Here is a 16,327-nt window from a genome sequence, read left to right as displayed (position 1 = left end):
AACCTTTAACCTTTAACCTTTAACCTTTAACCTTTAACCTTTAACCTTTAACCTTTAACCTTTAACCTTTAACCTTTAACCTTTAACCTTTAACCACAGGGTGACCTAAATCGGTCCAACGGCGATATCCACCATCCATATTAATTGCATTCTGATAACCCATTTTAACCAAATTATCAGCCGCTAATGCCGAGCGAAAACCGCCACCACAATATAAAACCAAGGTAGTTTGAGGGTCTGGATATTTCGCTTGAATATCCCGTTCAATAACACCTTTGCCAATATAAACGGCATCAGGTAGGTGCCCTGCCGCCCATTCATCCTGTTCTCTCACATCAACTAATACAAAAGATTCACCCGATGCTTTCATTGCCAACATAGTTTCAATGTCAATTTCTTTAATATTCTGACGAGCCTGATCAACCAGTTGTAAAAATGCAGAGCTATGAGTAGACATAATATTAATATCCTAAATTAAACTGTACGTTAGATTAATAAACCTGAGCTATAAGTAAAAAGCCGACATTTAGTCGGCTTTTATAGCAAATCATGATTAAACAAAACCTAGACTAAATAGCGTCTTCGTTTTCTTCACCGGTACGAATACGCACCACACGCTCAACATTAGTCACAAATATTTTACCATCGCCAATTTTGCCACTTTGAGCTGTTTTAGTAATCGTATCAACACAACGTTCAACCTGATCATCCGATACCACAATATCAATGCTCACTTTAGGTAAAAAATCCACGTTATATTCCGCGCCACGATATAACTCGGTATGACCTTTTTGGCGACCAAAGCCTTTTACTTCGGTTACTGTCATACCTGTGATGCCAATTTCAGCCAAAGCTTCACGAACATCGTCTAATTTAAATGGTTTAATAATGGCTTCAACTTTTTTCATTGTTATATCCTCTTATTTGTGCTCTTTTCCAAATCCGGAAGTAATTGGATAGCGTCTATCTTTACCAAAATTGCGCTGGGTGATTTTAGGACCAATCGCCGATTGACGTCGTTTATATTCATTAATATCAACCAGTCGCATCACTTTTCGCACTACAGTTTCATCATAGCCTAAGCCGACTATATCTGACAGTGATAAATCATTTTCTACATAAGCTTCTAAAATTGCATCTAACTCATCGTACTCAGGTAAACTATCCTGATCAACCTGATCCGGTGCTAATTCTGCTGAAGGGGGCCTGTCGATAACACGTTGTGGTATCACCGGCGATAAGCTATTACGATACCTTGCCAAACGATAAGCCAAGGTTTTAGGTACATCTTTAATTGGCGCAAAACCACCAGCCATATCACCATATAAAGTGCAATAACCCACCGCCATTTCAGATTTATTACCCGTGGTTAATACTAAACGACGTTTTTTATTAGATAACGCCATTAAGATTACACCCCGGCTTCGGGCTTGTAAATTTTCTTCTGTCGTATCCGCTTGGGTATTTTTAAATAAAGGGTCAAGCGCTTGCATAAAGCTGTCAAACATAGGTTCAATCGAAACAATATCAAATTCAATTCCCATAGTTTGTGCCTGAGCTTTCGCATCTTCAACACTCATTTGTGCAGTATATTTAAATGGCATCATAACGGCTTGAACTTTATCAGCACCCAGCGCATCTACCGCAATCGCTAAAGTTAAAGCCGAATCTATTCCGCCGGATAAGCCTAATACCGCGCCTTGAAAACCATTTTTAAATACATAATCACGGGTTGCTAAAACTAACGCCTGATAAACTTCAGCTTCATCAGTTTGTGGTAACTGCGCTATTTCACTGTTTGCTATATCTTGCTCAAACTCTATTAACTGAGTTTTTTCCTGATACGCGGGTAAACGTGCCACTAATTGTGCCTGACGATTAATCGCAAACGAGCCGCCATCAAAAACCAACTCATCCTGACCACAAATATGATTCACATAAACAATGGGTAGGTTATGATTTTGAGCCCGTTTTTTTAATAGCTCTTCACGCTCATTTTGTTTTTCACTGTTAAAAGGCGAAGCATTTAATGACAGTAATAAATCAACGTTTTGTCCGTCTAATTTTGCAATAGGCTGATCTGTCCATAAGTCTTCACAAATCAACAAAGCAATGCGTTTACCTGCATATTCAAAAATGGCAGACTGATTACCTTGAGTAAAATATCTTTGCTCATCAAATACACCATAATTAGGCAATGCCTGCTTAAAGTAGCGAGTTAATAATGTACCCTGATAATAGACACTAGCCGCATTAAAAATGCTTTCGTTTTCGCGCCACGGGTGGCCAACTACAATTACTTGCTCGCTCGACGCGGCTGCAATTTTTTCAAGCGCTTCATCAACTCTTTGATATAAATCTGGGCGATACAATAAATCTTCTGGAGGATAACCGGTCACCGCTAATTCAGGAAAAACAACCACCGCACCTTTAGGTGCTTGTTTGCTAGTTTCAATAATCTTCTGACAATTCTGAGCTACAGCGCCAACGGTTAAATTGCACTGGGCAATAACAATCTGCATAAATACAGCCAATTAAATTAATAAACATTTATAAACGAATGATATTAAAAGCCTTAGCTTGTGTCCAAAGTTGAATGCAAATTTCGCCTATAAAAATGATTAATTACAAAAAAAAACGCTACCGAAGTAGCGCTAAAGGGAATGTTCGAGGGGATCGTTTTATAAGTCTGGGCTGAATTGGTTTATTTCAGCTTCGTAGTGGTAACCTATTCTGGCCAATTTATCTTCAATGGTAAATTCATCTACCTCCATCACGCAGGCTAAACTATGTAAGTCTTCACAGTCATGACGTAACTGATCATTCACTATACCTAATAAAATATTAGGTTCTAATGATACGGCTCTGTGTAAATCCATCTAAACCTCCAAGTAAAAGGGTATGTACCTTGTGCATCTTTACTAACTTTAAAATATAGACCAAGCGAGCAATTAATCTATTGCTTGTTTATCTCAAATTCACTCACAGAAAAACAAACTGTAAATTAATATGAACAATCGATTTTATTAATTGAATCGCTTTAACCCAAATTAAAATATGGCATAATCAACTTTTCATTTTTGGCAGCGGTACTTTTAATGGCACAAAACTTAACTTGGCAGGCAAAAAAACCAACTCAATCGGTTGAAGATATAAAAACAGCTCCGCATTCAGAGGAAGCTGAACAGTCGGTTATTGGCGGTTTATTACTTGAAAACGATGCCTGGGACAGAGTAGCCGAACGAGTAGTATCCAAAGACTTTTATCATTATGCCAACCGCGCTATTTTTGAGCACATGGCAAAATTGGTTGAGCAACATAAACCTATTGATTTAATTACGCTGTCAGAATCGCTCGAACAAGAAAAAGTATTAGATGATGTGGGTGGTTTTGCCTATTTAGCAGAAGTTGCCGACAACACCCCAAGTGCTGCCAACATTACGGCTTATGCCGATATTGTGCGCGAACGCGCCATTATCCGAGAAATGATTGCCGTTGCTAACGAAATTGCCGAAGCCGGTTACGATACTCAAGGACGCAGCAGTAACGAATTATTAGACTTAGCAGAAAGCAAAGTTTTTAAAATTGCAGAACAAAGAACAAACGCGAACGAAGGTCCACAAAGTTTAAAAACCGTATTGGCCAGCACAGTCACAAAAATTGAAGATGCAATGAAAAACGGTGCTTCAGGTGTTACAGGGGTTACAACCGGTTTTCATGATTTAAATAATATGACCTCAGGCTTACAAGGGTCGGATCTAATCATTGTTGCTGCCCGTCCTTCTATGGGTAAAACCACTTTCGCGATGAATTTATGTGAAAATGCAGCAATGTCGTTTGATAAAGCAGTATTAGTATTTAGTTTAGAGATGCCGTCTGAACAAATTATGATGAGGATGCTTGCCTCACTCAGCCGGGTTAATCAAACTAAAATCCGTACAGGTCAACTTGAAGATGAAGACTGGGCAAGAATTTCTTCAACTATGGCGCTACTGGCTGAAAAAAATAATATCTACATTGATGATTCATCAGGCCTAACCCCGACCGAAGTCCGCTCACGCGCCCGCCGGGTTGCACGAGACCATCCCGGAGGGATTGGACTTATCATGGTCGATTATTTGCAATTAATGCAAGTACCGGGGTTATCAGAAAACCGGACTTTGGAAATTGCAGAAATTTCGCGTTCATTAAAAGCGCTGGCAAAAGAGCTTAATGTGCCTGTTGTTGCCCTCTCCCAGCTTAACCGTAGTTTGGAGCAAAGATCAGATAAACGCCCCGTTAACTCAGATTTACGTGAATCAGGCTCTATTGAGCAAGATGCTGATTTAATTATGTTTATTTACCGCGACGAAGTTTATTACCCTGATTCGGAACGAAAAGGCGTTGCCGAAATCATTATCGGTAAACAAAGGAATGGTCCAATCGGCCATGTCGATGTCGCATTTTTAGGTCAGTATTCTCGCTTTGATAATTTAGCCCGCACCGAGTATGACGGTTATTAGAGGCTTATAACTAAGCTGTCTTAATTCCAGTGCCGTCTGTAAAATTTACTGACGGCCTTGTAGATATTAGTCATCCTCTCAATATAAAAGCGTCTATCAAGCTCTCTTTATATTTGTAAAAAATCAAATAAATCATAACGATAAATTCTATTTCGCTTTGGCATTGAGTTTGCTCATTCTTTACCAGCTAAAAGCTTAAACCTCAGATTTAAGCTTTCTACAGCAAAAGGAGCAAAATGATGAATATTGAAATGAGTCAAGAAACCTATCCTAGCAAAATTGCTGGTGTCTTTAATTCAGAAGAAAGTGCACAAGCTGTAGTTAAAGCACTACACAGTAAAACTGATTTATCGCCGGATAAAGTTAGCTTAATTCAACCCGGTGATATGCATTTTGATGAAAAACTAGAGCCGGAAGATAAACAAATAGGTAAAACCTTGCTTAAAACCCATATTACATTTGGCTGTATCGGCTTAATTTTTGGCTTATGTATTGCCACACTTTTAAACCTAACAGGCTTTGTATTGATGCAAAACTATTTAATAGAGGCTTTTGTTTCTATTAGTTTAATTTGTCTGTTTTTAGGGTTATTAGTTGCAGGTTTTGTCACAATAAGACCAGACCACGACAGTATGATCAACAAAATCAGAACCGCCACCCGCTCTGGTCAGTGGTCTGTTATTGTCCATCTGCCAGACAGCTCAAAAATGGAAGAGGTTAAAAAAGTAATGCAACCATTAGCCAGCTCATTAACCGCTACTTTGTAAATGATCGATAATACCGAATGCGGCAAAAGCGTTGCCCATTCGGTATGTTTAACGCAAATTAAAAACTAGAGGTAGTAAATCTTTTGCATACAATTACCTCTAAGCATAATGTTTAATTATTCTCAATTTTCCTTAACCCCGAATAGACAAGTTCTGCGCAAAAAATGCAGGTTACCCCTGCATTTGCTCCAGTTCTTTACCTTTGGTTTCTTGCACCATTTTATAAACAAATACCGCAGAAACAGCGGCGCATACCGCATAAAAACCATACGAACCAGCCAATCCGACTGAGCCAAGCATAATTGGGAATGTCATGGTAATCGCAAAGTTAGCAATCCATTGGAAAAAACCTGCGATGGCTAAGCCTAAACCACGAATGCGATTAGGGAACATTTCACCCAACATAACCCACATTACAGGCCCCCACGACATATTAAAGAAAATCACATAGAGATTTGCAAAAATAAGCGCTAGCGTACCCATAGTATCTGATAATTGTGGTTGACCAGATTCGCCCACAGTGGCGGTTGAAAATGCATAAGCTGTAATACTTAAAGTAACCGCCATCCCAATAGAGCCAAACCATAGTAAAGGTTTACGACCTATTTTATCGACCAGAACAATGGTGACTAAACAAGCTGCAATGCTCAGTGAGCCGGATAAAATATTGATAAACAAAGCATCACTTTCGCTAAATCCAACCGATTGCCAAAGCACTGCACCATAATAAAAAACCACATTAATACCAACAAACTGCTGGAAAACCGCTAAACCAATACCAATCCAAATAATCGGTCTGATTTTTTGTGTAGCCTGATCATAAAGGTCTGATAATTTAGGTTTGTCTGACGATTTTGAAACAGTTTGTTGAATTTCATTTAGCTTTTTATTCGCTTCTTGTGCGCCGTATAAACGCGATAACGTATTTAACGCGCTTTCATCTTTATGGCGGGCAACTAAATAACGCGGGCTTTCTGGAATTAAAAATAACGCCAGTAAAAAAATGCCTGCCGGAACCAGTTCAACCCAAAACATCCAACGCCATGTTTCATAACTCATCCATAATGGGTTAAGGGCAGAGCCTGAAATATCCGCTAATAAATAATTACTTAAAAAAGCCGCAGTTAAACCAGAAATAATTGCCACCTGCTGGATTGTTGCCAAACGTCCGCGATAACGAGCCGGAGCAACTTCACTAATATAAGCTGGAGTCATCACACTGGCCGCACCAACCGCAAAACCACCAACTACCCGAAAGAAAATAAACCATTCAGAAGTTGTAGAAATACCGGTTCCCCAAGCAGAGACCAAAAAGAAGATAGCCGATAAAATTAACATCGCTTTACGGCCGTATAAATCCGCTAACCGGCCAGCCAAAGCTGCACCTAAAGCACAGCCAAGCAGCATAGAGGCAACATTAAAACCTGTGCCGACAGAATCTGAGTTAAAGGCAACTTGAATGCCATCAACCGTACCATTAATTACGCCACTGTCGTAGCCAAATAAAAAACCACCGATAGTTGCAATACAGCTAATTAAAATAATAAAAGCTTTGTTTTCAGTTGCGGGATTAGCGGCAAGCGAGGAGCTTGCCGTTATTTCTGGATTTGCCATTGATTGTCCTTATAAGTCTATAATTTTTGGCAAATCATACCTTAATCAAAACAAAAAAGTTAACACAAAATGTAACAATATCATTATGATTTTTAACAGCGGTAAATATTAATCAAAATATTTAAAAATAAGATTACCAACCCTCAACACCACTCATATCCGGTAGCTGATGAGCAATTCCTTTATGGCAATCAATACAAGTTTTTTCACCGTTAGCTAAAGCCGAACTATGCATGGCAACCGCCCGCTGACTTTGCATGGTAAAATCCATTGAATTAAAGTTATGACAGTTACGGCATTCTAACGAATCATTTGCCTTTAACCTTGCCCATTCGTGTTCAGCCAGTTCGCGGCGTTTATCCAGAAATTTTTCACGGGTATTAATCGTGCCAAATACTTTACCCCAAACCTCTTTGGAAGCGGCCATTTTACGCGCTATTTTATCTGTCCATTCGTGCGGCACATGGCAATCAGGGCAAGTTGCCCTAACCCCTGAACGATTTGAGTAGTGAATGGTGCTTTGCAACTCTTGATACACATTGGCTTCCATTTCGTGGCAACCAATACAAAACTCTTCCCGGTTGGTTAATTCAAGCGCTGTATTAAAACCACCCCAAAATATAATGCCGGCAATAAAGCCACCCAAAGTTAAAAAGCCAAGGCTAAAATGAACACTCGGACGCTTAAATATTTGCCAGACAAATTTAAGCCATTTAATCATGGTTGGCTCCTTGATTATTTTGCTGATCGCTCTGCATGATATGCTCCATATCTACAAAGTTATTTTCCACCACGTCTTTCGCATCGGTTTGTGGAACATGGCACTGATTACAAAAATAACGTCTTGGCGAAATCTCAGCTAAAAAGTTGCTATCACGGTCCATAAAATGGGTGACAGAAATCATAGGTGCCTGACTATCTTCGGTACGGGTTCGGCTATGACAAGCCATGCATTTATTCACGTTTAAATTAATCTCGTAGCCGCGAATATTATGCGGAATTAACGGTGGCTGCATTGGATAGTTACGCGCCTGTTTAAGATCATTATTAATCGGTTTAGCAATCGGCGGAGCCGATACAGGCTGATCAATTTCAGCCTGTAAAATAGGATTAATCGGCTCTGCGCCAGCAAAACTAACAACAAAACATAAAGATATCAGGCTTAACATTTGGGTGAATAATTTCATTTTCTGCTCCTTTATGCCTTAACCACTTTAACCGCACATTTTTTATAATCGGTTTGTTTTGAAATTGGATCGGTGGCATCTAGTGTCACTTTATTAATTAAACGCGATGCATCGAACCAAGGTACAAACACTAACCCCTGCGGTGGACGATTACGGCCCCGGGTTTCAACCCGAATATTAATTTCACCACGGCGCGAAATTAATCTAACCTCATCTCCTCGGCGTAAATTACGTTTACGCGCATCTTCTGGGTGCATATACATCAGCGCATACGGAATCGCTTTATGTAACTCAGGTACTCTTTGAGTCATAGAGCCACTATGCCAATGCTCTAACACCCTGCCGGTACTTAGCCATAAATCGTATTCATCATCCGGTGACTCTGGCGCAGGCTCATAAGGCAGAGCAAAAATAATAGCTTTACCGTCTGGTTTACCATAAAACTCAAACCCTTTGCCTTTGGTGACATAAGGATCACTCCCCTCGCGGTAGCGCCACAAGGTTTCTTTTCCGTCTACCACCGGCCAGCGTAAACCGCGTTCCTGATGGTATCTGTCGTAAGGGGCTAAATCGTGTCCATGACCACGACCAAATTCGGCATATTCTTCAAATAATCCTTTTTGAATATAAAAGCCAAATTCGCGTGACTCCTGATTTAACCTGTCATTTGGAATTTCATTTAACTTAAATTGATTAACGTTACCGTTTTCAAATAACACCTCAAATAAGGTTTTATCTGCTAATTGGGGTTGTTTGGCAACTAAGTCCGCAGGCCATGCTTCTTTTACTTTAATCCGTTTAGCTAACTGGAGCATTTGCCATAAATCAGATTTTGCTTCACCCGGCGCCTCAACTTGCTGATACCAAACCTGAGTTCGGCGCTCTGCGTTGCCATAAGCGCCCTCTTTTTCAACCCACATGGCTGCCGGTAAAATTAAATCCGCAGCTTGCGCAGTAACCGTTGGGTAAGCATCGCTGACAATGACAAAATTATCTGGGTTGCGGTAACCGGGAAAAGCTTCTTCATTAATATTGGCTGCTGCCTGCATATTATTGTTGCACTGCACCCAATACACATTCAGTTTGCCGTCTTTTAATTTTCGATTATGTTCAACCGCATGATAGCCAGGTTTTGCTGGAATAGTGCCCGCAGGTAAACGCCAGATTTTTTCAGCAGTCGCTCGGTGTTTTGGATTCGCCACCAACATATCTGCCGGTAATCTGTGGCTAAAAGTGCCGACTTCACGAGCGGTGCCGCAAGCAGAAGGTTGACCAGTTAATGAAAATGGGCTGTTGCCTGGGGTTGATATTTTGCCAGTTAATAAATGAATATTGTAAATTAAGTTATTACACCAAACACCACGGGTATGCTGGTTAAATCCCATTGTCCAGAATGACGTTACTTTAATATCTGGGTTGGCGTATAACTCAGCTAATTGTTTTAGTTTTTCAACCCCAACACCAGATAATTCAGCAACATATTCAGCGGTATATTCACTCACAAAATCTCTAAATTCAGCAAATGTCATTGGTGTTGAATCATTTGCGTTTTTATCGTTTTTCGCTTTTTGCTGAAGCGGATGCTCATTGCGTAAACCATACCCAATATCTGTGATCCCGCGGCGGAAATTAGTATGTTTACCAACAAACTCCCAATTAACTTTACCGTTTTGAATAATATAATTAGCAATAAAGTTTAAAATGGCTAAATCCGTTTGCGGGGTAAAAATCACCGGCACATCGGCTAAATCAAAGCTACGGTGCTGATAAGTAGACAACACAGCCACTTTAACATCAGGATTACTCAAGCGGCGATCGGTCACCCTTGTCCATAAAATGGGGTGCATTTCTGCCATATTAGATCCCCATAAAACAAAAGCATCGGCATTTTCAATATCGTCATAACACCCCATTGGTTCATCAATACCAAAGGTACGCATAAAACCACCCACAGCCGATGCCATACAATGCCGTGCATTTGGGTCAATATGATTACTACGAAAACCAGCTTTCATTAACTTAACTGCAGCATAACCTTCCATCACAGTCCATTGCCCAGAGCCAAACATACCAATACTATCGCCACCATTTTTTGCTAAAGCGGCTTTGTATTTTTCGGCCATGATGTCAAATGCCTGATCCCAGCTTATTGGTGTAAACTCACCATTTTTATCAAACTGTCCATTTTTCATCCTAAGCATTGGCTGAGTTAATCTGTCATCGCCATACATTATTTTGGATAAAAAATACCCTTTAACACAGTTTAAGCCTCTGTTTACCGGCGCTTTAATATCGCCATGAGTTGCGACCACTTTGCCATTTTTGGTTGCCACATTTATCCCGCAGCCTGTTCCGCAAAAACGGCACGGCGCTTTATCCCACTTTAATTGGGTATGATAAGAACTGGTAATTAAGTTACTGGCTGAAGCCGGCACAGTCATTCCAGCCGCGCTGGCGGCAACACTCACGGCACTGGCTTTCACAAAATCTCGTCTGCTAATTTTCATTTGATTCCTCACTCAGTTTTTTCAACTCAAGCTGGTAATACAGGTGACTGGTTTACAATTTCTGTTTGTTCAGACAAAGAGAAATACTCGTGGTACACAGGTACTGACTGAATAACGCCTTTAATCAAGGTGATGCTATCCATTAATCCGGCAAGCTGTTTTTGGCTGTCGGCTTCAAGGGTAATAATGACTTTGCCTTGTTCAGCGGCATGCACTTCACATCCTTCTACAGCGCCTAACCTGTGGCATATTTGGTTTTGTTGCTCAGGCTCTAAATACACAATTAAGCTTGAGATATGACATTCGTTTTGCTCATTCATAATAATTACCTAACCGCTTGGTGGTTTAGTTGATAACTTAAAGGGTTAAATTGAATTGCCTCAACCGGACAAGGCGCAGCACAAGCCCCACAACTTGTGCATTCATCCAGATTAATTTCGGGTTTTGCGATAGCGCCATTTTGATAACTAAACTGAATCGCCATAGGTTCACAATTTTCAGCGCAGCTACGGCAATAAATATCTTGCTCGGTTAAACAGGTTTGATTAATGACAGGGATAAATTGAATTTGCTGTGGATTATTTTTAGATAAAGCTTGAGGCTGACATTGCGTCACACATACCTGACAATAATCACATTCTGATTTTTGAAAATTAAGCTGCGGATAGCCATCGGCACCTAGCTCAATCACCTGAGTCGGGCAAGCTGTCACACAGGCATTACATTGTGTACATTTAGCTAAAAATGTATTTTCGTCACCGCTAAACGGAGGCCTGATTGCAGGCTTTTTCTTGTGCTGTTGAGCTGATTTACTAAACCAAGCTCTTTTGGTTAAATCCGCCATTGGATAGACCACTTAACAGTTAAATAAAGTTAAAAATGCGTTGGTGCAAATAAAAGCTGACTAATCCAAATAGCAAACCCATAACTACTCACCAGTAATATGCTTAGCACAGGAAATAAAACAATTGTGATAAACAGAAACATCCATAATTCCTGTTTTTTGCTTGCTTGGTTTGATTTTTCCATTGTACTTACCCCTAATTTAAAAATGTTAACATTGACAACCGAACAAAAAACATACTGTAAGGTTGCAAGGTATAGTTAACCATTTGATGCTTATCTATTATCGTAGCGGTAGTTACAGTTTCGATTATTGATTTAAATCAAACTTAAAACTCGTTTAATTTATTGAACCTTTTACGGGGAAAGTTTATAAAAATGCCAAATATAAAATAGATGGTTAACAACCGAAGAGATTCTACTTTGCCAGCTTGTCATCCATACCAATGCTTAACAAAAGTGCCAACTTAGTGCAAAAATCCGCCCTTTTAGTGCAAACGCAAATTAGAGAAAAAACATAACCAGTTGATTTTAAATAATAATAAAAACGGATCGCTTTTTGCTTATTCAAATTTAAACAATAGCAAAGTCGTTAAAAATTTATGCAAGATCAATATAAATCGCAAAGTAGCAATGGCTTAAAAGTCCTCTTATTAGTTGAAGATTCAAACTATGACAGAGATTTACAAAATGCATTAGTCACCTGCGGATACCATGTTTATCCAAGGTTAACCAATGTATCTATCCTCAAAGTGGTTGATGAAGTAGCACCAGATGTATTAATTCTGGATGTAGACAGATTAAGCAGCGAGGATATTCATAGCCTGACCATAGTGAATCAAATCGATCCAAAACCGATTGTGGTTTTCACTGAGTTTTCAGATGAAATCATGATTAACAAGCTTATTAACTCACAGGTTAATGCTTATATTGTTGGAGATAAATTACCACATCACGTTGGGCCAACTATGCAAATTGCAATTGCCAGATTTAAGCAGGTTCAGTCTCTTAAAGATGAGTTAAATGAAGCCAAGCGCAGATTAGATGGCCGTAAATGGATAGACAAAGCCAAGGGCATTTTAATGCAACATAAAGGGCTAACCGAAGATCAGGCATACCGGACATTGCGAAAAATGGCGATGGACAACAGCCAAAAAATAGATGATGTTGCTAAAAATGTTGTCTCTGTGATGCAAGCGGTGAGCTAATATAATAGCTCCCCCTCATCGCACAGCGTCTATTTAAATTAATTCTGATAGACAGAATTTTACTGTTTAAAGCGCTAATCCAGCATTCAGATAAAATCAGGACATTCGTTTAAATAATAACGAGCTTTCGGGTAATATAGGCGTTATAAAAAATAACAGTGTTTTTGATTATTGCATGCAAAAGTTTATTTATAACCCGCCACAAGATGCGCTCGAAATTATCTTTGAAGATGACAGCATTATAGTGATCAATAAACCTTCTGGTTTATTGTCTAATCCTGGGCGCGACCCTAAAACACATGACTGTGCACTTACCCGCCTCCAACAACAATATGAACAGGTATTTTTAGTCCATAGGCTCGACTGTGAAACATCCGGTATTTTAATTTTTGCCAAAACTAAAGCAGCTGAAATTCATTTAAAAAAACAATTTGAAGCCAGGCAAACTGAAAAAACTTATCTCGCCGAAGTGAATGGTATCCCTAAGCAGTTAACCGGTGTGATGGACTGGCCTTTAATTGCAGATAAAGAACGTATTCCATTACAAAAAGTATGCGTCGAAACCGGTAAAAATGCAGAGACTTATTATAAAGTGTTACACAAAAAAGCGGCATCTTGTTTAATCGAATTAAAACCTGTGACTGGCAGAACACACCAGCTAAGAGTGCATTTATTAACTTTGGGTCATGTGATTTTAGGTGACAATTTTTATGCACCTAAAAAAATAAAACAAGCCAGCGACAGATTATGTTTACATGCAATGTGCTTAAAGTTAACTCACCCAACCACAGAAAAAATGATAGAGTTTCACTGCCCGGCAGATTTTTAGCTAGCAAGTTTTATATAGTTATTTTGAGCCAATTAAAACGAAAAAAGCCAGATAAGGTGACTCATCTGGCTTTTTTATTTGAGCTGATTGTCCACTATCTGGCGGTATTATCTTTGTACAACCGATTCAAACAACTCAAAATAGTTAGGGAAAGTTTTTGCGGTGCATTTAGGATCATTAATAATCATAGGGTTTTTGCCCATAGCCGCTAACGAAAAACACATGGCAATCCGGTGATCATTATACGTATCAATTGCCGCGGTTTTAATTTCAGCTGGCGGCTCAACAATAATATAATCTTCACCTTCTTCAACTACTGCACCCACTTTTTTAAGCTCAGTCGCCATTGCATATAAACGATCCGTTTCTTTAACACGCCAGTTATAGATATTACGAATCGCAGTGGTACCCTCAGCAAATAAAGCGGTTGTCGCAATTGTCATCGCCGCATCTGGAATATGGTTTAAATCTACATCAACCCCGGTTAATTTACCTTGACCAGTTACTTGAATGTATTCATCACCCCATTCAACTATAGCGCCCATTTGCTCAAGCACTTCAGCAAATTTAGCATCACCCTGTACACTCTTTAAACCCACACCGTTGACTTTAACCGTGCCACCTTTAATTGCAGCCGCCGCTAAAAAATAAGATGCAGAAGAGGCATCACCCTCAACTAAAATACGACCTGGTGATTGATAGGTTTGATTACCTTTAACGCGAAATACCTGATAATTTTCGTTTTCAACTTTAACACCAAACTGCTCCATTAAATGTAAGGTAATTTCAATATAGGGTTTTGATACTAGTTCATCGACTACCACAATTTCCATATCTTCTTGTGCTAATGGTGACGCCATTAACAAAGCGGTTAAAAATTGGCTAGAAATACTACCCTGAATCTCAACTCGGCCACCTTTTAAGCCGTTTGCAGTAATTTTAAGTGGCGGATAATTCGTATCTTTTAAATACTCAATATTAGCACCCACTTGCACTAACGCATCAACCAAATGACCAATCGGGCGCTCAAACATTCTTGGCTCGCCTGTTAATACAAACTCACCTTCACCTAAACATAAAGCTGCCGCTAACGGACGCATTGCTGTGCCCGCATTACCTAAAAATAATTCTGCGCTGCCGTTATATTTTATTGGGCCTGCTAAACCTTTAACTGTGCACTCAGTTTTATCAGCAGACAATTGATAATCAACACCTAATAATTTAAGTGCATTAAGCATGTGACGAATATCGTCGCTATCAAGCAAGTTAGTAATGTGAGTTTCACCATTAGCTAAAGCAGCTAATAATAAAATGCGGTTTGATAAACTTTTTGAGCCAGGAATAGTTACTTCACCATTTACGTGTGAAATCGGCTCTATTGTAATGCTTTCCATTGGGCACTCTGTAAATTAAAAATTTGAACACAAAAAATGTCGATGATTATAACTTGAGCTTAACCGGATTGCACAAGCAATTCGTATTAAATTACAGTGTTTCGGTGAGTTTTTAAACAGTTAAACAAAATATCTGGTACGAATCCCAAATTACCCTTGATCAAACAAGCTGAATATGGATAATGCGTGGCTCACATTATGGTGGCCTTGTTGGTTCCCCCGCAATGATAATTTGTGAATCTGGTCAGGCCCGGAAGGGAGCAGCCACAGCAAACGACTCATGTGCCGGGGTGTGGCTTGCAAGGCCGCCACCTCATTTTTGCTCTGTGTTGATCCAAGCATAAGCTGACAAATTACAACCATAACTTGACAACGCCTACTTTTTGAACAATTCTTACGTAAGTTTATTACATTTTAGTGAGAACACAAATGTACGAACGTATTGTAAAAAATTGACTTATGCTTGACCTTACTACACGACAGAATTAATTCCAATAACTAGAGCGACTAAAAGACTCAAAGATAATAAAACTAAGAAGCAGTTGAACTAGAAATTCTAGTGAATTCTCTATAAGTAGACGCTCTTTTTCTGGTAAAAACAAAAATGTGTATAGCTTTAGTCGCGAGATATTCCTCAATAACCGTACTATGCATTTTGTTTATCCCAATCACCACTCAATTTGGATTTTTGTACCCACTTTAACTAAATCCATAAATTCATCCATTTCCGAATTTTTTAGAGCAATACAACCATTTGTCCAATTGAAATTTTGAGTAATCCAAGACAGCCAGCCCAGCCAATTCCGTTGTCCATGCACCATGATAAAACCTCCTGCAGAAACGCCTTGTCTTTTAGCATTATCTAAATCTGCTTCATTGGGGTAATTGATGTGCATTGCACGATAAAAAGATGAGTCTTCTTTTTTATAGTCTAATGTGTAAACACCTTCGGGTGTTTTCTGATCACCTTCTTGTTGTTTATGACCATTGGGCGAGCCACCAAAAGCAACATGATATTCTTTTATTACTTCACCATTATCTAGTAAATACATTTTATTTTCAGATTTATCGACTTTTACTAAATTAACCTCAGCAAAACTAAAAAATGATAGAACACTCAAAATTAAAGCAAATAGTTTCATGGAATATCAACACAACACTTAAAACAAAGGTTATTTACAGTATTTAGCGCCGCGCTTATAAATAATCCTTGGCTTTTGTTATTACTTGGCTGTTTGCACCTTAGAGCGTTTTACTACGGATTAACAACCCCAAAAAGCGAATTGACTTGGCCTAATCAACCAAATAAACATTAAATTCGCCAAAACAAAAAAGCCTTAATCACTTTCGTAATTAAGGCTTTATCTTAAAACCAAATCAGGTTATGTAGCTCGGTTTAGCGAAGTATGAGCGTAAGCCGAGTATCGCATAGCTTGTTGAATATCACATAAGCTCAAATATCAGCATAAACTCGGC

The 16,327-nt window shown here is 39.2% G+C and carries 17 protein-coding genes and 1 other RNA gene; 5 read left to right on the top strand and 13 right to left on the bottom strand.

Annotated features, from left to right (window positions below; translation table 11 throughout):
* Positions 1-82: 82 nt before the first annotated feature.
* From N7931_RS13840 to N7931_RS13825, 4 genes are all read right to left on the bottom strand, one after another.
* Positions 83-457 (bottom strand): rhodanese-like domain-containing protein, encoded by a 375-nt coding sequence (locus N7931_RS13840; RefSeq protein WP_262794870.1) that lies wholly within the window; start codon positions 455-457, stop codon positions 83-85.
* 112 nt (positions 458-569) lie between these two features.
* A complete protein-coding gene (gene glnB / locus N7931_RS13835) occupies positions 570-908 on the bottom strand; it encodes a nitrogen regulatory protein P-II (protein ID WP_262794869.1) in 339 nt (112 codons plus the stop codon).
* Positions 909-920: 12 nt separating this feature from the next.
* Entirely contained in the window at positions 921-2,522 is a 1,602-nt protein-coding gene (locus N7931_RS13830; RefSeq protein ID WP_262794868.1) for an NAD+ synthase, read from the bottom strand.
* A 159-nt stretch (positions 2,523-2,681) separates the two neighbouring features.
* Entirely contained in the window at positions 2,682-2,879 is a 198-nt protein-coding gene (locus N7931_RS13825; RefSeq protein WP_262794866.1) for a DUF4250 domain-containing protein, read from the bottom strand.
* 219 nt (positions 2,880-3,098) lie between these two features.
* Here N7931_RS13825 and dnaB point away from each other — a divergent pair, with 219 nt between their 5' ends.
* Positions 3,099-4,502, top strand: coding sequence for a replicative DNA helicase (dnaB, locus tag N7931_RS13820; protein WP_262794865.1), 1,404 nt, complete (start codon positions 3,099-3,101; stop codon positions 4,500-4,502).
* A gap of 236 nt (positions 4,503-4,738) precedes the next feature.
* The gene (locus N7931_RS13815; protein WP_262794863.1) at positions 4,739-5,269 is read left to right on the top strand and encodes a hypothetical protein; all 531 of its coding nucleotides are present in this window, start codon (positions 4,739-4,741) and stop codon (positions 5,267-5,269) included.
* Between the two features lie 171 nt (positions 5,270-5,440).
* On the opposite strand, the gene N7931_RS13810 is transcribed toward N7931_RS13815, so the two are convergent.
* The 7 genes from N7931_RS13810 to N7931_RS13780 all read right to left on the bottom strand — a co-directional run bounded on the left by N7931_RS13810 (position 5,441) and on the right by N7931_RS13780 (position 11,606).
* Positions 5,441-6,883, bottom strand: a complete 1,443-nt coding sequence (locus N7931_RS13810) for a sugar porter family MFS transporter (protein WP_262794862.1) — start codon at positions 6,881-6,883, stop codon at positions 5,441-5,443.
* A gap of 133 nt (positions 6,884-7,016) precedes the next feature.
* Complete coding sequence (locus N7931_RS13805; protein ID WP_262794861.1) at positions 7,017-7,604, bottom strand: cytochrome c3 family protein; 588 nt, start codon at positions 7,602-7,604, stop codon at positions 7,017-7,019.
* Positions 7,597-8,070, bottom strand: coding sequence for a nitrate reductase cytochrome c-type subunit (locus N7931_RS13800; RefSeq protein WP_262794860.1), 474 nt, complete (start codon positions 8,068-8,070; stop codon positions 7,597-7,599). Before N7931_RS13800 ends, N7931_RS13805 begins: the two co-directional genes overlap by 8 nt.
* Before the next feature lie 11 nt (positions 8,071-8,081).
* Positions 8,082-10,577 carry a nitrate reductase catalytic subunit NapA gene (gene napA, locus N7931_RS13795; protein ID WP_262794859.1) on the bottom strand — a complete coding sequence of 832 codons (2,496 nt, stop codon included), beginning with the start codon at positions 10,575-10,577 and terminating at the stop codon, positions 8,082-8,084.
* A gap of 26 nt (positions 10,578-10,603) precedes the next feature.
* A complete protein-coding gene (locus N7931_RS13790) occupies positions 10,604-10,897 on the bottom strand; it encodes a chaperone NapD (RefSeq protein WP_262794857.1) in 294 nt (97 codons plus the stop codon).
* A gap of 5 nt (positions 10,898-10,902) precedes the next feature.
* Positions 10,903-11,421, bottom strand: a complete 519-nt coding sequence (gene napF / locus N7931_RS13785; RefSeq protein WP_262794856.1) for a ferredoxin-type protein NapF — start codon at positions 11,419-11,421, stop codon at positions 10,903-10,905.
* Between the two features lie 29 nt (positions 11,422-11,450).
* Complete coding sequence (locus N7931_RS13780; RefSeq protein ID WP_262794854.1) at positions 11,451-11,606, bottom strand: periplasmic nitrate reductase, NapE protein; 156 nt, start codon at positions 11,604-11,606, stop codon at positions 11,451-11,453.
* Positions 11,607-12,022: 416 nt separating this feature from the next.
* On the opposite strand from N7931_RS13780, the gene N7931_RS13775 reads away from it, so the two are divergent.
* Both N7931_RS13775 and N7931_RS13770 read left to right on the top strand, forming a co-directional pair.
* A complete protein-coding gene (locus N7931_RS13775; RefSeq protein ID WP_262794853.1) occupies positions 12,023-12,628 on the top strand; it encodes an ANTAR domain-containing response regulator in 606 nt (201 codons plus the stop codon).
* Positions 12,629-12,731: 103 nt separating this feature from the next.
* Positions 12,732-13,457 (top strand): RluA family pseudouridine synthase, encoded by a 726-nt coding sequence (locus N7931_RS13770; protein WP_262794871.1) that lies wholly within the window; start codon positions 12,732-12,734, stop codon positions 13,455-13,457.
* Positions 13,458-13,564: 107 nt separating this feature from the next.
* On the opposite strand, the gene aroA is transcribed toward N7931_RS13770, so the two are convergent.
* Entirely contained in the window at positions 13,565-14,851 is a 1,287-nt protein-coding gene (gene aroA, locus N7931_RS13765) for a 3-phosphoshikimate 1-carboxyvinyltransferase (protein ID WP_262794851.1), read from the bottom strand.
* Between the two features lie 208 nt (positions 14,852-15,059).
* Between aroA and ffs the strand changes: the two genes are divergently transcribed.
* Positions 15,060-15,156: signal recognition particle sRNA small type (gene ffs, locus N7931_RS13760), an RNA gene on the top strand.
* A 363-nt stretch (positions 15,157-15,519) separates the two neighbouring features.
* On the opposite strand, the gene N7931_RS13755 is transcribed toward ffs, so the two are convergent.
* Positions 15,520-15,993, bottom strand: a complete 474-nt coding sequence (locus N7931_RS13755; protein ID WP_262794850.1) for a murein L,D-transpeptidase family protein — start codon at positions 15,991-15,993, stop codon at positions 15,520-15,522.
* Positions 15,994-16,327: the final 334 nt, after the last annotated feature.

This window comes from Catenovulum sp. 2E275 (genome assembly GCF_025515275.1).
In the GTDB taxonomy this organism is placed as follows: domain Bacteria; phylum Pseudomonadota; class Gammaproteobacteria; order Enterobacterales; family Alteromonadaceae; genus Catenovulum.
The sequence above is the reverse complement of the archived record's forward strand: the minus strand, read 5'-3'. Positions and strand labels throughout refer to the sequence as shown.

Coding starts and splice junctions, on each gene's coding strand:
- N7931_RS13830 (WP_262794868.1), bottom strand. CDS start 2,522: ATGCAGATTGTTATTGCCCAGTGCAATTTAACCGTTGGCGCTGTAGCT.
- N7931_RS13755 (WP_262794850.1), bottom strand. CDS start 15,993: ATGAAACTATTTGCTTTAATTTTGAGTGTTCTATCATTTTTTAGTTTT.
- N7931_RS13810 (WP_262794862.1), bottom strand. CDS start 6,883: ATGGCAAATCCAGAAATAACGGCAAGCTCCTCGCTTGCCGCTAATCCC.
- N7931_RS13790 (WP_262794857.1), bottom strand. CDS start 10,897: ATGAATGAGCAAAACGAATGTCATATCTCAAGCTTAATTGTGTATTTA.
- napF (WP_262794856.1), bottom strand. CDS start 11,421: ATGGCGGATTTAACCAAAAGAGCTTGGTTTAGTAAATCAGCTCAACAG.
- napA (WP_262794859.1), bottom strand. CDS start 10,577: ATGAAAATTAGCAGACGAGATTTTGTGAAAGCCAGTGCCGTGAGTGTT.
- N7931_RS13815 (WP_262794863.1), top strand. CDS start 4,739: ATGATGAATATTGAAATGAGTCAAGAAACCTATCCTAGCAAAATTGCT.
- glnB (WP_262794869.1), bottom strand. CDS start 908: ATGAAAAAAGTTGAAGCCATTATTAAACCATTTAAATTAGACGATGTT.
- N7931_RS13825 (WP_262794866.1), bottom strand. CDS start 2,879: ATGGATTTACACAGAGCCGTATCATTAGAACCTAATATTTTATTAGGT.
- N7931_RS13840 (WP_262794870.1), bottom strand. CDS start 457: ATGTCTACTCATAGCTCTGCATTTTTACAACTGGTTGATCAGGCTCGT.
- aroA (WP_262794851.1), bottom strand. CDS start 14,851: ATGGAAAGCATTACAATAGAGCCGATTTCACACGTAAATGGTGAAGTA.
- N7931_RS13780 (WP_262794854.1), bottom strand. CDS start 11,606: ATGGAAAAATCAAACCAAGCAAGCAAAAAACAGGAATTATGGATGTTT.
- N7931_RS13775 (WP_262794853.1), top strand. CDS start 12,023: ATGCAAGATCAATATAAATCGCAAAGTAGCAATGGCTTAAAAGTCCTC.
- dnaB (WP_262794865.1), top strand. CDS start 3,099: ATGGCACAAAACTTAACTTGGCAGGCAAAAAAACCAACTCAATCGGTT.
- N7931_RS13800 (WP_262794860.1), bottom strand. CDS start 8,070: ATGAAATTATTCACCCAAATGTTAAGCCTGATATCTTTATGTTTTGTT.
- N7931_RS13805 (WP_262794861.1), bottom strand. CDS start 7,604: ATGATTAAATGGCTTAAATTTGTCTGGCAAATATTTAAGCGTCCGAGT.